The organism is Streptomyces sp. R28 (assembly GCF_041052385.1).
Lineage (GTDB): Bacteria > Actinomycetota > Actinomycetes > Streptomycetales > Streptomycetaceae > Streptomyces.
The window spans coordinates 57,032-70,911 of the sequence record NZ_CP163439.1 but is presented as its reverse complement, the minus strand read 5'-3'; the positions used below and the strand labels follow the sequence as shown (position 1 = coordinate 70,911).

The window sequence follows — 13,880 nt, the reverse complement described above, 5'->3', positions numbered from 1 at the left end:
CAGATGTGAGCGAGACCGAGTTGTAGGGGTGTACGGCGCGCGGAACGGCGCACCGCACCCGGTCGCCATCTTCCGCAGCACGAACCTTCTCCTGCCCGCCGGCTGCGGCCAGCCCGCCGACCACGGGCAGCTCGCTGGTAGCCTGACGAGCAAATGGAAAGGGCCTCCGTCCCGTGTGCCCCGCGGCGGCTACCGCGGGCGAGACGAAGGCCCTCACCGGTGATGTATCAGGCCCTGGCGAGCGGATCTGCTACGCGGAACGCCCAGCCGGGGCCTGGTGTTATCGCCAGGGCGCCCAAACCATCACGGCCACAAGCAATCCCATGGTCTCCAAGGCCACGGATGCCCGATCGGCTGTGACGTGTGGTTGCACATGGCGCCACCGGTCCTTTAGCCAAGGGATCAGCTTCAAGACCGGCTCCTCCATTCAACAGTGCAGGAGAGCGTCCCGCGCCGCTGGAGCCGCTGAGCACGCCTCCAGCTGGAAGGCGTGGCCGTGACCCGAGGATCGAATTTTGAAACCGTAACAAGAGATCGGTGGTTCGCAAATTCGATCCGGGCTTTCCAGTCACGGATTCCCTTGCTCCGCAGGGGAGTTGTGACAGGAGCCATCGATTCCCAAGGGCCTGGCCGTGTTGTTCGGTTCGTCGGTGTAGCTTGGATTTCTACCCAAGCTTCAGTTGGGGGCCTGGCGCTTGGTCAGGCCGACGCGCACGCGCCACTCTTCGGCGGACAGCGGGTGGGACGCCAGGGCGATGGTGAGACGTTCGGCGAACTCGGCGGTTCGGCGTCTCCCAGCGCGAGGGCGTCCAGAAGCTGCTCCTCGGTGTGAGGCATTACCCAGCGCAGTTAATTCGTCTCCGGCGTCTGGCATCGGCACGAGGCCGCGGCTGATGTCGCCCGACGTGCGGTCGGAGGAGTCACGAGGACACTGGAATTGTGCTTTTTACAGCGGCTGACACAATGAGGCGGATCGGCCCTGATAGCCGTGTCCCAGGCGGTAGTTGAGCGTTCGGCTGAGTGTGGGGACATCGCCGTGGATCGTGTCGGATGAGCTGTGGGGCCACCTGGAGCCGCTGTTGCCACAGCGTGAGCGGCGCTTCCGGTATCCAGGGCGCAGGGCCTTGCCCGACCGGGACGTGCTGTGCGGGATCCTGTACGTGCTACACACCGGGATCCAGTGGGAGTACCTGCCGCAGGACCTCGGTTTCGGCTTGGGCATGACGTGTTGGCGCCGCCTACGGGACTGGAACGAAGCCGGTGTCTGGCAACGACTGCACGAGGTCCTGCTCGCCGAGCTAAACGCAGGCTCACGTCTGGACTGGTCCCGCTGCGTGGTCGACTCCTCCCACGTCCGGGCGCTAAAAGGGGGAGCCAGACAGGCCCGTCACCGGTCGACCGGGGGCGGGCGGGCTCGAAGCACCACTTGATCACCGATGGATACGGCACGCCGCTAGCGGTCCTGTTGACCGGCGGCAACCGCAACGATGTCACGCAGCTGCTGCCCCTGCTCGATGCGATCCCGCCGGTCCGCGGACGAGTTGGCCGGCCCCGCCGCAAGCCCGACTCGCTCTTTGCCGACCGTGGCTACGACCACGACATCTACCGCGGCCAAGTCCGCGCTCGCGGCATCGTGCCCGCGATCGCCCGCCGCGGCACCCGGCATGGCACCGGGCTGGGCACCTACCGCTGGGTCGTGGAGAGGAGTTTTGCCTGGCTGCACGGCTTCCGGCGCCTTCGGATCCGCTGGGAACGACGAGCCGACATCCACGAGGCGTTCCTCAAACTGGCCTGCTGCCTCATCTCCCACCGGCAGCTGAACTCGTTGCGCTAGCTGTCGCCTCCCGACGCGGCTTGGAAGCCACGGTCTTGAACCACCGGGAAGGCATCCCGCACGGTGGCCACCCATGCGTCGACCTCGTCATGAGACGTCCTGGCGGCGCTGATCAGCTCTTCGAGCACCTCGAGCTTCGGCTCGCTGACGTTCAGGCTGAGCTGGTCCATCGACACCTCTTGGTAGGGCATGCTCAGCTGCCACCAGAACCGCATGAGATAGCGGCACTCCTGCGGCTCACGGTCATCGGCAAGGCGATCGTGGATGACCGCCTGGACGCGTCGCCGCTGATCATCATCGCGAAAGCCATTGCTGAGGTCCGTCAAGGTCACTGTCGGACCCTAGCAACCACAGTCACCGACCCTGACGTGACCTTGAAATCGCTGACAGGTCATTCTGTTAGGAGCTCTAACAACGGCTAACACAATGAGGTAGCCCAGCCCTGGTGGCCGTGTCCAGGGCGGTAGTTGAGCGTTCAGTCCGTTGTGGGGATGTCGCCGTGGATGGTGTCGGATGAGCTGTGGGATCGCCTGGAGCCGTTGCTGCCGCAGCGCGAACGGCGCTTTCGGTATCCGGGTCGCAAGCCGTTGCCGGACCGGGACGTGCTGTGCGGAATCCTGTTATGTGCTGCAGAGTGGTATCCAGTGGGAGTACCTGCCGCAAGAACTGGGCTTCGGTTCGGGAATGACGTGCTGGCGGCAGCTGCGGGACTGGAACGAGGCTGGCGTCTGGCAGCGTCTGCATGAGGTGCTGCTCGCCGAGTTGAACGCGGCCTCGCGGCTGGACTGGTCCCGCTGCGTGGTCGACTCCTCCCACGTCCGGGCGCTAAAAGGGGGCACCATACGGGCCCTTCACCGGTCGACCGGGGCCGGACCGGCTCCAAGCATCACTTGATCACCGACGGGCACGGCACTCCACTCGCCGTTCTGCTGACCGGCGGCAACCGCAACGACGTCACCCAACTGTTGTCCCTGCTCGACGCGATCCCACCGGTCCGCGGCCGGATAGGCCATCCTCGCCGCAAGCCGGACTCCTTGTTCGCGGACCGCGGCTACGACCACGACATCTACCGCGACCAGGTCCGCGCCCGCGGCATCGTGCCCGCCATCGCCCGCCGCGGCACCCTGCACGGCACGGGCCTGGGCACCTACCGCTGGGTCGTAGAACGGAGTTTCGCGTGGCTGCACGGCTTCCGACGCCTGCGGATCCGATGGGAACGGCGAGCCGACATCCACGAAGCGTTCCTCAAACTCGCCTGCTGCCTCATCGCTTACCGGCAGTACAAGTCGCTTTGTTAGCCGCCGACTGTGGCCGGAGCCGTCGGTATTACTTTCACGCCGGCCTCGCGCAGGGCCATACAGGTCGCGTCGTCTTCCGATGCGTTGGTGATAAGCGCGTCCAGGTCTTCGGGGCCGCAGATCTTCACCATGCCGGTTCCCGGGAACTTGCTCTTGTCGGCCAGGAGCACCACCTTGTCGCCGGCGGCAATCATGGCGCGTCGGGCGGGCACCTCGGCCACGGTGGTGTCCATGACCTGGCCCCCGGGGCGGAGGCCACAAGCACCCATGAACAACCAGTCGGCGTGAACTTGGCGGAGATTGTCCTCCGCCATGAAACCGTCCAGCATGCGTGACTCACGGATGACCATGCCCCCGAGCAGCATCAGGTCGATGTTCTCGTCGCCGATGAGCTCGTCATACACGGCGAGGTTGTTGGTGATCACGGTAAGTCGACGACTGTGCAGTTGAAGTGCCAGCCGGTGGACCGTTGTACCGCTGTCGAGAATGATCGACTGACCGTCCTCGATCATCGTGGCCGCTTGGGCGGCAATGGCGTCCTTCTCCGCCACCAGAACCTCAGCAGCATCGTTGAAGGGAGCTCGCTCCTCGTCGATGACCGCTCCACCATGGACACGGATGAGTAGCCCGTCTGCCTCCAACTTGAGGAGGTCACGACGGATGGTCGCCGCGCTGGAGTCAAGCTGCTCGGCGAGGTCGGCCACGGAGGCGGTGCCGCCGGAACGTAGGGCCCGCAAGATGATTTGGTGTCGTCGTTCAGCCAGCACGCAACGGGACACTACACGCTGTCGACTGGCGCAATCTGCTGACTTTCAGAGGCAGTTGACGACTGCTCGGGCATCCGCGGCGGTGCCGCCCATGCGCTGGCTGCCCACCCCAGTGGCCGGTCGATTCGACCCGTTTGAAGGCAGTCCAGGTCGCCGGGCGTCGCAGAAGAACCGCTCGCCATGGTGCACTGGGCAAGTTGCTCTGAGGGCTGTCCGCCTCATTGTGTTAGCCCCTGTAAGTCGCACATGACCTATGTAAAGAGTGGCCGTGGGCACACAGCAACCGCTTATGGTGCTCTGACGGTCCGGTGGGAAGGTCTGTCAAACGAGCGGTGTAACTGGGGTAGTTGGGGTTTGTGACGGGCCGCCGATAGGCGCCCGTCGAAGGTGATGTCGAAGGCGTTCAGCGCGGTCTTCCAGCGCATGGTCCAGCGGGCTTGGCCCTTGCCGGTGGGATCGAGCGACATGATGGCCATGTAGACGCACTTCAACGCTGCTTGCTCGTTCGGGAAGTGTCCGCGGGCCTTGACCGCTCGCCGGATCCGGGCGTTGACCGACTCGATCGCGTTCGTCGTGCAGACGATGCGGCGGATCTCGCTGTCGAACCGCAGGAACGGAGTGAACTCCTCCCACGAGTTCTCCCACAGCTTCACGATCGCTGGATACTTCCTACCCCAGGCGTCTGCGAACTCGGCGAACCGGTCCAGGGCAGCCTCTTCGGTGGGAGCGGTGTAGACGGGCTTGAGGAGCTTGGAGATCTTGTCCCAGTCCTGGCGGGCGGCATAGCGGAACGAGTTCCGCAGCAGGTGCACCACGCAGGTCTGCACGATTGTCTGCGGCCAGACGGTCTCCACCGCCTCCGGCAGACCCTTGAGCCCATCGCAGACCAGCATGAGGACGTCGCTGACACCGCGGTTCTTGATCTCGGTGAGGATGTGCAGCCAGTGCTTGGCGCCCTCGCCGTCGCCTGCCCACAGCCCCAGGATGTCGCGACGGCCCTCGGTGGTGACGGCCAGGGCCACATAGATGGGCCGGTTGGCGACCGCGCCGTCGCGGATTTTCACGTGGATGGCGTCAATGAAGACCACCGGGTAGACGGCGTCGAGGGGGCGACTCTGCCATTCGGCCATGCCCTCGAGGACCTTGTCGGTGATGGTGGAGATGGTCTGCCGGGACACCTCGGCGCCCATAGACCTCTGCCAGGTGAGCCTGCACTTCGCCGGTGGTCAGGCCCTTCGCGGCCAGCGAGATCACCATCTCGTCGACGCCGGTCAGGCGCTTCTTTCCGCTTCTTCACGATCTTCGGCTCGAAAGAGCCGTCCCGGTCGCGGGGCACGGTTATCTCCACCGGCCCGACATCGGTTAGGACGGTCTTGGAGCGTTTGCCGTTGCGGGAGTTGCCGCCGTCCTTGCCGGCCGGATCGTGCTTGTCATAGCCGAGATGGTCGGTGATCTCGCCCTCCAGGGCGGACTCCAGCAGCCGCTTTGTCAGGTTAGGCATGCGTGCGGGAGAGCGGGGATCGCCTCTGCTGGTCTGCGAGTGAGCCGGGGGCGACGGTCGGGCGGCCGACGCGCGCGGCACGCCACTCCTCCCAGTTCCGGTCTGCCGGACCACCCCCGCCTGGATTTCACAAGCGCGCAAAGTTGCATCGGTTGCACCGCATTCACCGCCCCAGCCCTCTGTACGGCCCGGGAGTTGGGGCGGTGCACTGGTTGTACCCGGCAGCCGCCCGCCTCCAGCAACGGGTGTGGCGCTCTGGGTACGTTACGGCCGTACCTTGCCCGGGACCCCGGCGAACGAAGAGCCCGATGACCGCCCCGTCTCTGCACGCTCAGACCGTCGACCTCGCGGCCCTGCCGCCGACGAGACCACCCAAACCGCCACCGCCCTCAAGGACCGCTACCCCAGCTTGAAGTCCCCGCCCAGCGACGACGTCTGCTACGCCACCCAAAACCGGCAACATGCCGTCAAACAGCTGGCCGCCGACGCCGACCTCGTCTTCATCATCGGCTCGGCGAACTCCTCCAACTCCCAGCGCCTGGTGGAATTGGCCCGCGCCGCTGGAGCCGGCCAGGCTCACCTCGTCGACCACGCCAACCAGATCAAGGCCGCCTGGCTGACCGGCGCGACCACCGTCGGTGTGAGCTCCGGGGCCTCCGTCCCCGAGATCCTCGTCTGCGGCGTCCTCACGTGGCTCGCCGAGCGCGGCTACGGCGACGTACAGACCGTCACCTACACCGAAGAACACCAGCGGTTTGGTCTGCCACCCGAGCTCCGGGTTGATCGTCGGCATATGTCCGCAGGTGTCGAGACACGGAGACTGCCATGACTAAGACAGATCCTGCCGCGCAGTCCAGTAGGCGAGCCGGGGTGATTCAACTGCCGCCGTTGTACTGTCCCATCCCACCAGCAACGCATCCCGAGGCATCCGCGATAGATGCCGCCACGTTCGCTTTCATGGACGCCTTCCACCTCGCCGACGGACCACGTCACCGAGCCCGCCTGGCAGCGGGTATGCAAGGGTTTGCCGGTCGCCTTGCTCCGCGCGGCGACCGCGCGGCGGTGCAGCTGCTCAGCGACCTGCTGATCTGGATCTTCTCGTTCGACGACGTCACTGAGGGTCCACTCTCGCGCCGTCCCGGCGAACTCATGCTGACAGTCGCACAGTTGCGGCGCGTCCTTGATGTGCCAGAGGCGCGGATCAGCGACAGTCCCACCGCGGCGGCACTCCACGACATCCGCACGCGGCTGCTGGCTGTCGCGCCGGGGTGGGTGAGCAGTTGGACCGAAGCGATGCGCGGCTACCTCTTCACCGAGGCTTGTCTGGCCTCCATGGCTGCCGACGACGTGAAGCCGAGTTTGAATGACTACGTCGCACTGCGCATGCATGCAGGCGGAGCGCTCGCCGTGACGCAACTCGTTCTGGCAGCAAACGGCCGACTAGACCCAAGGCCCGCATCGGATCAGCGCGTCGCAGCCCTCATGGAAATGGCGGCCTCGATCTCCATCTGGGATAGCGACATCTGTTCCTTTCCCAAGGAATGCGAGCGCGGACAGCACGATCACAACCTGATCGAAGTGCTGCGCCGTACGCGTGGTGACTCGCTCCAGGGCGCCTACGCCGCCGCTATCCGACTGCGTGACCGCACCATGTGCCGTTTCCTGAGTCTCGGCGCGCTTGGAACTGGGGCAGCACCCCATGCGGACCGGTACGCACAAAGCCTGGGCCACTACATCCGCGGCTCCCTCGATTGGTGCCTGAGCACGGTTCGTTACCGCTTTGGCGAGGGCAGTCCCACCACCGGCATGCAGACTCCCATCCTGGTGAGCTCGATGTGCTCGGAAACTCCTACCGACAATTCCCCGCGTCCCCCGGACATCGACTCCATCGCCTGGTGGTGGTCTGACCACCTCGTATCTGGACCCGAGCCATCTGATGACACGGAACAGTAGACCGGACAGGATGCGCCGGCACATCACCCGACGGAGGTGAGCACATCGTGAGGGTTCCGCGCCCCAGTCCACAGCCTCTCTGGCACCCAGCGATCTTCCCCGCGGACCTGCCCATGGCCGCTTCCGCGCTTCGGGACCGAATCACAACCCGGATCGACGGTTCCAGCGCCGTCCGGGACGCCTTCCACAGCTGAATCCTGGAATCAGCCCTCGCACTGCGACTCCTCCAGGAAGCCGGATTCCAAAAAGGAACACTATGAACAGCCTCGCAGTACTGCGATCAAGCCGGGACGCGCTCGCCCACTACGTACTCAGCCAACTCGGTGCGGACGGTTCCATTCGCGGCCGGTGTCGTAGTCGTCGGCTCGAGTCGGCACTGTTTCTAGCGCTCCTGAAGCAGGAGAACGCCGCGCCGGATATGCAAGCGCGGCTCACCAGGTATCTGCTGGACAGCTCGCACTCGAATCCACTCGACGCTCTACTGGCGGCATCGGTGCATTCCCGCCCCAACGACAGGGCCGAACAGTTCATATCCTCATTCGACCACCTTACCGGGATGCGAAAAAAGATACTGCTCCAAACGCTCTTCGAGATCTTAGGGCTGATACGGCACAGCATAGATACTCGTCCGGTAGACGAGCACTTCCCGGAGACCCGTACGCCAGCAGGTGAGCTCATGCTGACCGCCATCAAGATTCTTCGGGCGCGCGGCGACAGACAACACTGCATACACCTTGTCCAGCAGTTGGAGCGCGGCAGCACCCAGACGATCTGGGAGGGTTACACCCTGGCCCACCTGGTGGCCTTGCACGCAGTGGCGGCTATTCATCCAGGCCACCCCCTAATAGCCCGGGGCATCAGGGCCATTTCCTCCGTGCAGAACGCCGATGGCGGGATCCCGGCGATGGTCGGGCATGACGTCTTCTTCACCGCTCTCGGCGGTCAAGCCCTGGCTGCATTGGAAATCGACCCGCAAGCAACACGCGCTATGCAGGAATTCGTCTCGTGCCATCAGAACGAGAACGGCGGCTGGCCTTACACAGAGAAAACTCGCCAGACGGATGTCGACACCACCTCTTGGTGCCTTTCCCTGCTGCGTGCCGCACCGGATGCCACATACGCGACTCAGATCAACGCCTCAGAGAAGTACCTGGAACAGATCGCAGACCCTGCGGGTGGATTCCCGACCTACCTGCCCGGGCATCGGCCAGAGGCAGAGATGACCGCCAATGCCATCATGGCACTCACGCCACCCCGAAGGCCGCTCACTTCCAGCCTGTCCAAGGCCATAGAATTCCTGATTGGCAGTCAGACCGACGAGGGAGCCTGGCCCGAGAACTGGGCCACCAGTGAACCCCTTCTGATCTGTCAGGCCACGCTGGCGCTCAGGTCCGGTGAAGGAGCGCCGATACAGCAGGCTATTGACTATGCCTGCCACCGCCTCATCAAGACCCAACGCCCGGATGGCGGGTGGGGAACCAACCCGGCAAGCCCCAGCGACCCCAACAGCACATCGAACGCTGTCGCCGCGCTGATCACACACCGCCCAAAGGAACAGGGTGTGATGCGAACGGCTACTGAGTGGCTGGCGGAGCGGCAGAATGCCGACGGCAGCTTCGACGGCCCCTCCGACCAGGTAGGCCCTCGACCCTTCAGATACAACTTCCCGATCCTCACCAACCTCCGTGTCCTCTCGGCACTCTCCCGCGGGTTAGGCAAAGCTCCCTAAGAAGTTGTTGTCTTTCCGGGCTTGAGGACGGCGTTTTCGCTGGTCGGGCATAGGGTCGACGATCCTGTGGGAGTGGTGGTCTGTCGTGTCGCCGCTGCTGTGGAGGTCATGGATGCCGTCGGTCGTGGGACTGCTGGGACAGCGCGAGCTCGTCGCTCGCCGCCGCATGGACGAGCTGCGGGAGGAGGCCGATCGCATCCAGGCTGAACTGGCCGTGGCCGAGCGGGACTGGAAGGAATGGGCCATCGCTCGCTCGCGGGTGGATGAGGTGCTTGCCCCGGCGGACGAGACCGGGCATGGCCCTGACCAGGCCGGCCGGACAGCACCGACCGCCGATGGACAGGCCGGGGAGGCATCGCCGACGCCGGGAGCGGCGAAGGCGAAGTCGCAGGTGCCGGTGTGGCGTGAAGGGGTTGCGTGGTCGGTGTTGTCGGTGGACTACCAGCGCGTCCTCACCGCGCTCGCGGACCGGGCCCGGCTCGGGCAGGGACCGCTGACCTGCCAGGAGATGGCCGCCTTGTTCGGCATGGACGTGGTTCCGGCGCGGGTGGAGGCGCTGCGGTCGAAGGCGAAACGCCTGGTCGCGCGTGGCTGGCTGGCCGAGCCGGCGCCGGGCCGGTTCACGCCCGCCCGCGGGGTGAGCGGGCCGGCCGGCGGGTCATGAGCAGAGTCATCGACCAGTAGATCATCACCTCGGCGCTGGTGGTGCGGCGTTCGAAGTCGCGCGCCGGGCGGCGGGTGCGCATCAGGTGGGCGAAGAGACGCTCGACGATCCACCGCTTGGGCAGTACCACGAAGCCGCGCATGTCATCGCTGCGCTTGACGATCGCCAACACCAGCGCGAACGTGGCCAGGCAGTATTCGACGAGGCTGCCGGTGTAGCCGCCGTCGGCCCAGACCAGTTCCAGCAGGTGGTGGGCGTCGGCGACTTGGCGCAGCAGGACTTGGGCGGCGGCGCGGTCGCCGACATCCGCGCTCGTGACCATCACGCCGAGCAGCAGGCCGAGGGTGTCGACCACAACGTGCCGCTTGCGCCCGTTGACCAGCTTGCCGCCGTCGAAGCCGCGGCTGTCGGCGCCGACGACGGCGTCCGCGTTGACCGACTGCGAGTCGATCACGCCGGCCGTCGGCTCCGCGTCCCGGCCCAGCCGCTCGCGGACCTGGGCGCGCAGCCGGTCATGGAACTCCCTGACCAGGGCGTGGTCGCGCCAGCGGCGGAAGAAGGCATACACCCGGTCCCACGGCGGGAAGTCGGCCGGCATCGCACGCCACTTGATCCCGTTGTCCACGAGATACCGGATCGCGTCCGGCAGCGCGCGGTGGCAGTATCCCTCCGGCCGGCCACCCCGCCCGCGCATCCACCCCGGCACCGGCAACAGCGGCCGGACCTCGGCCCACTCCGCGTCCGTCATGTCCGACGGGTACCGGCGCTGCCGGTCGGGCCGGTCAGCCGCGTTGCCGTACACGTGCGCGAGGCAATCACACGTTGGAGCGGCCGAGTTGGACCGCCCGGCCATCAACACGGAAGACTGCGGCACACGGGCCTCCTGTTGCTCTCTGGATTCGACACCCACGAGCTGTTCAGGAGGCCCCTTCCTCATGCTCTCGCCACGGCAGGATCACCCGACCGGAAACCCGCGTTCGACTGCCACCGCTCAAGATCGAAAAGACAACAGCTTCTTACTGAGATGCACAGATGTGAGAGGGGATCTACAGGTCCCGCAACACCTAGCGCAACGCTCAGCGCAACATCCGGCGCAACACCCAGCGCAACCTGACGAGCTCGCCGGGTCGGGTGGGCAACTGACGGAATTCGTTGACCAGCCGTAACGTGGCTTCCGCCGGGTTGGATTCCTGCGCAGGAGTGTCCACGTTCCCGCCCCTGAGCGTCGGCGCTGACGCGAACGTACGCATCACCGATGGTGCCCGCCGAACCGACTGTGTTTCGTCACCTGGGGCGGCCCATTTCGTCGGTAACCCCAGGTTGCTGGCCTCCCACAATCCTCTGTGTCACACCTCAGTGGCAGACTGGCGGCACAACGAGGCTCCGGAAGGGCAGGGCGATGCGGCAGGGTCACCCGTCGAGCGCCACTGCTCGGGGGCGGCTGGTGGCACGGGGGGAGATGCGCGGCTGTGATCTTCGACAGTCTTGATGTGTCGTACGGCGAAATGTGGGGTTCCCAGCGGGGAATGACCCATCCGGACCCGATGTCGCGCGCGGTCGCGGCACGCAGACATGCTGCCGGGATGGATTACGCGGTTCTGCTGTCCGCGCGGGAGCGACCGCTGGCACTGGTCGAATACTGGCCGCGCCGGATGTGGCGTGTGTATCTGTTCGACGACAGGTCCTGGCGCATGCAGATGATCGACCTCAAGCCGCACAGCACAGGGATGTTGTTGGCTCACCGGAACACCCGATGGCAGTTTTCCAACGAGCAGGAGCACTCGTCCGGGAAGTGGGATGTTCAGGAGACCACGACCGTCTCGGCCGACGGGCAGGTCGAGGTGAGGTCCGAGTTCGCCGGGCCGAGGGGAGCGTCGACGGAGCCACTGCACGCTCGAACATCCGGCCCGTCGAACGTCCCAGTGCGGCGGTTCCCGGCGCCCGTCGAAAGCTTCCTCTGCCCCGTACCGGAATTCGGCGACTGGCAGGTGTTCGCGCCGTTCCTCGCCCAGCAGGGCCACAAGCCCGCCACGACCGTAGTCCTGAGCGACGTGTCGGTGGACGAAGGATCGGGACCGCTGCGTGCCGCCAGAATTGAGCAACTGTTCAGTCCGGGCGCGTGCGACACTCCGGATGGGCCGGCCGTCGTCGAGCCCGTTGACGCCGGCCTGCTGCGGATCACGTCAGGGCAGCTGGCGGTCTCGGACCCCGGCTGGATCGGAGAGACCCCGCGGACCGTCGCTGTGCCACCGGGCGAGTTCCCGGTCACGCTGTCGCTTTTGCGCACGACACGCGGGGCCGGTGTCGCTGCGGCCAGGGTGACGTTCCTGGACATCCCGCCCCGCGAGTGGGAAATGGCCCTCCGGCCCGACGAGGACCTGGGGCTGCTCGGCGAGGGCCAGTTCTACGGGGTTGGCGTGGATACCGGCACAGTGGCTTTCATGGATGCGACTCGGACGGTGATCGAAGACCAGCTGGACGAGGACCTGTTCATACCCCTCGACAGCCATTTCACCGTCGAACTGCCCAGCACGGAGCCCGAGCCGAACCTCATCGCCTTCCGTGCCGGCCGGGGCGACGGGGCCTATCCCGTCTGGATCGGCCGCACCGATGCCGGACAGGTTGGTTGCGTCGTCGTCGACTTCCAGCTCCATTCCGCCGACGGCGGAGAGTAAGGAGCCGCCGACCATCGGCGCGAGGCCGCACTGCTTCGGCTGTCGCGTGGGGAAGAGGTGTCATCGTCTTTGGGCGGCTTGCCCACTGGGGCTGACCTGCCGGAATGGAGGGTGTCCGGTTGGGTGGGCTCCCACCTCCCGTCCCACCTTCGGTCCCCCGTTGGAGGCAACCGTCCAGCCAACGGTTCAGCCGCCTGTCAGTGCAACCCTCTGTCCGGCCGCCGCGGGGCGTGGAAGTGTCGGGGCGGGCCAGGCCGGGTTCCACCGCCAGGCCGACCACGAGGCGGCGTCGGCGAACGGGCCAGAGCGTTCCTCGAGCATCGCGAGGGCCTGGTCGCGGGCAGCGTCCACGGCTTGGTGTTCGGTGTCGGTGACGATTCCGAGCCGCCGGACGTGCGCGTACTCGTCTTCGTCCTTCCACTGCCAGCTGGTCAGGTCGGGGTCGACGACCAGGTCCACGGTGAGGTCGAAGGTGTCGAACCCATCGCCGGTCCGAGTGGTGGGGCGCTCGAAGTTCACGTACCAGTTCCGCAGCCCGCCGGCGGTGTAGAAGGCGTTGACGCTGAACCACGCCGTCGGCGGCTTCCACAGCAGCAGCTCGGTCTCCTGCCACACCGCGGCCGCCAGCTCCCCCACGCCACTCGCCATCGCGTCGAACGCCTCGGTGCGCACCGCACGGTCGCCGTCCCCACGGGCCTTGACGTACAGGGCGGGCCAGCGGGTCTCTGCTCCTGGCGGACAGGCCGCCACCAGGGCCTCGCTCGTGTCGGCGACGACGCGCAGTGCGTGCTCGCTCCACACGTGGCCGGGGCGGTGCACGTCGCGCCGTACGACCGTCTGTCCCGTCTCGAAGCTGCGCACCCGTTCCTCCTTCGCCGCGACCGGGATTTTCGGCCGCGAGGTCCAGCCCAGCGCCGACGGGATGACCTGGGCAAGCCCCCGTTCGGGGGAGGCTTGTCCACGGGCCCTTTCGGCTTGCCCGGTCAGGTCCGCCACACCACCAGGAGGAACCAGTGTCATACCCGCAACTGCTCACCCCCGAGGAGAAGCTCGCCGCCGCGAAGAAGCTGTTGAGCCTCCCGCGTATCGTCGTGATCTGCGGCTCCACCCGCTTCATGACCGAGATGAACGAGGCCGATCTGCGGGAGACCAAAGCCGGAAAGATTATCGTCAAACCGGGCTGTGACATGAAGTCGCCGCACGAACTTTGGTCCGATCCTGTCGAGGCCGAGGCGCTGAAGGTTCGACTCGACGATCTGCACCGGGCGAAGATCCGGCTCGCTGATGAGGTGCTCGTAGTCGGCGACTACATCGGAGACAGCACCCGAGCCGAAATCGCCTACGCCCGGTCGCTGGGCAAGCCCGTGCGGTTCACGCACCCCGAAGTCGCCCCTGACGCCTGACCGCCCGCTGCCACCTCGACAACCAGGGCCGGCAGCCCGCCGCCTGACCGTCTCGC

Annotated in this window: 10 protein-coding genes and 4 pseudogenes; 8 read left to right on the top strand and 6 right to left on the bottom strand. The window is 66.1% G+C overall.

Annotated features, from left to right (window positions below; all coding sequences use genetic code 11):
* Positions 1–676 precede the first annotated feature (676 nt).
* Positions 677–885, bottom strand: a pseudogene (locus tag AB5J49_RS00320) (DUF5926 family protein); the annotation flags it as partial.
* Between the two features lie 137 nt (positions 886–1,022).
* Between AB5J49_RS00320 and AB5J49_RS00315 the strand changes: the two are divergent.
* Positions 1,023–1,834 (top strand): IS5 family transposase gene (locus tag AB5J49_RS00315; protein WP_369174997.1). Its coding sequence is split into 2 segments (ribosomal slippage): positions 1,023–1,346 and positions 1,349–1,834, totalling 810 coding nucleotides; the frame shifts between segments, so codons are not numbered across the junction.
* Here the strand turns inward: AB5J49_RS00315 and AB5J49_RS00310 are convergent.
* The gene (locus AB5J49_RS00310; RefSeq protein ID WP_369166423.1) at positions 1,831–2,166 is read right to left on the bottom strand and encodes a hypothetical protein; all 336 of its coding nucleotides are present in this window, start codon (positions 2,164–2,166) and stop codon (positions 1,831–1,833) included. The genes AB5J49_RS00315 and AB5J49_RS00310 overlap by 4 nt on opposite strands.
* Positions 2,167–2,325: 159 nt before the next feature.
* Here AB5J49_RS00310 and AB5J49_RS00305 point away from each other — a divergent pair.
* Positions 2,326–3,132 (top strand): annotated as a pseudogene (locus tag AB5J49_RS00305) (IS5 family transposase).
* Here the strand turns inward: AB5J49_RS00305 and AB5J49_RS00300 are convergent.
* The gene (locus tag AB5J49_RS00300; protein WP_369166422.1) at positions 3,129–3,899 is read right to left on the bottom strand and encodes a DeoR/GlpR family DNA-binding transcription regulator; all 771 of its coding nucleotides are present in this window, start codon (positions 3,897–3,899) and stop codon (positions 3,129–3,131) included. The pseudogene AB5J49_RS00305 and the gene AB5J49_RS00300 overlap by 4 nt on opposite strands.
* A 383-nt stretch (positions 3,900–4,282) precedes the next feature.
* Positions 4,283–5,391: pseudogene (locus tag AB5J49_RS00295) on the bottom strand (IS256 family transposase); the annotation flags it as partial.
* Between the two features lie 364 nt (positions 5,392–5,755).
* Between AB5J49_RS00295 and AB5J49_RS00290 the strand changes: the two are divergent.
* The 4 genes and pseudogenes from AB5J49_RS00290 to AB5J49_RS00275 all read left to right on the top strand — a co-directional run.
* Positions 5,756–6,229: pseudogene (locus AB5J49_RS00290) on the top strand (4-hydroxy-3-methylbut-2-enyl diphosphate reductase); the annotation flags it as partial.
* Positions 6,226–7,353, top strand: a complete 1,128-nt coding sequence (locus AB5J49_RS00285; protein WP_369166421.1) for a terpene synthase family protein — start codon at positions 6,226–6,228, stop codon at positions 7,351–7,353. The pseudogene AB5J49_RS00290 and the gene AB5J49_RS00285, both read left to right, overlap by 4 nt.
* A 256-nt stretch (positions 7,354–7,609) precedes the next feature.
* On the top strand, positions 7,610–9,082 hold the full coding sequence (locus AB5J49_RS00280; protein ID WP_369166420.1) for a prenyltransferase/squalene oxidase repeat-containing protein: 1,473 nt from the start codon (positions 7,610–7,612) through the stop codon (positions 9,080–9,082).
* A 112-nt stretch (positions 9,083–9,194) separates the two neighbouring features.
* Positions 9,195–9,746, top strand: a complete 552-nt coding sequence (locus AB5J49_RS00275) for a hypothetical protein (protein WP_369166419.1) — start codon at positions 9,195–9,197, stop codon at positions 9,744–9,746.
* Here AB5J49_RS00275 and AB5J49_RS00270 read toward each other — a convergent pair.
* Positions 9,703–10,494 (bottom strand): IS5 family transposase, encoded by a 792-nt coding sequence (locus AB5J49_RS00270; RefSeq protein WP_369166418.1) that lies wholly within the window; start codon positions 10,492–10,494, stop codon positions 9,703–9,705. The two genes, AB5J49_RS00275 and AB5J49_RS00270, sit on opposite strands and share 44 nt — an antisense overlap.
* A gap of 721 nt (positions 10,495–11,215) precedes the next feature.
* Here AB5J49_RS00270 and AB5J49_RS00265 point away from each other — a divergent pair.
* Positions 11,216–12,421 carry a DUF4241 domain-containing protein gene (locus AB5J49_RS00265; protein WP_369166417.1) on the top strand — a complete coding sequence of 402 codons (1,206 nt, stop codon included), beginning with the start codon at positions 11,216–11,218 and terminating at the stop codon, positions 12,419–12,421.
* A gap of 186 nt (positions 12,422–12,607) precedes the next feature.
* Here AB5J49_RS00265 and AB5J49_RS00260 read toward each other — a convergent pair whose 3' ends face one another.
* A complete protein-coding gene (locus AB5J49_RS00260; protein ID WP_369166416.1) occupies positions 12,608–13,282 on the bottom strand; it encodes a DUF402 domain-containing protein in 675 nt (224 codons plus the stop codon).
* 152 nt (positions 13,283–13,434) lie between these two features.
* Here AB5J49_RS00260 and AB5J49_RS00255 point away from each other — a divergent pair, with 152 nt between their 5' ends.
* On the top strand, positions 13,435–13,824 hold the full coding sequence (locus AB5J49_RS00255; RefSeq protein ID WP_369166415.1) for a hypothetical protein: 390 nt from the start codon (positions 13,435–13,437) through the stop codon (positions 13,822–13,824).
* Positions 13,825–13,880 lie beyond the last annotated feature (56 nt).